The following is a 379-nucleotide window of genomic DNA, read 5'->3' as shown; positions in this document are numbered from 1 at the left end:
AGATCAACGTGACGCTTCGTGAGGTCGTGGAGACGGACGGCAAGTTCGATTTCGAAACTCACTTCCTGTCGCTGAGTATCCCTGAACTGCTGGCCAAGTGGTTGGAGCTGCGCGTCGAACTCGAACTGAAGTCGTTGGCATATCGAGTGCGGAAGCAGGAAGCGGCGATTGCGTACACCGAACTCCTGATCTACGCGGTTGATCATCTGGATTCCCTGATGAAGGCCCTGAAGTCGAAGGACCCAGATGCGATGCTCCAGAAGCTGATGAAGGTGACTGCCGAGCAAGCCAAGCAGCTGCTTGATCTGCCGACTCGGCGTTGGTCTAAGCTGGATCAAGAGCAGATGAAGGTCAAGCTCAAGGAGCAGCAGGCGCACCT

The 379-nt window shown here is 55.7% G+C and carries 1 protein-coding gene; it reads left to right on the top strand.

Features of this window, described 5'->3' with window-relative positions; translation table 11 throughout:
• A partial coding sequence (locus AC1RO3_RS08795) for a hypothetical protein (RefSeq protein ID WP_481764048.1) occupies positions 1-379 on the top strand: 379 nt, incomplete at both ends.

The sequence above is a fragment of the Dellaglioa sp. CoH-57-MRSF-19 genome (assembly GCF_056781975.1).
Note: the sequence above shows the minus strand (reverse complement) of the source record. Positions and strands in the feature narration are given on the sequence as shown.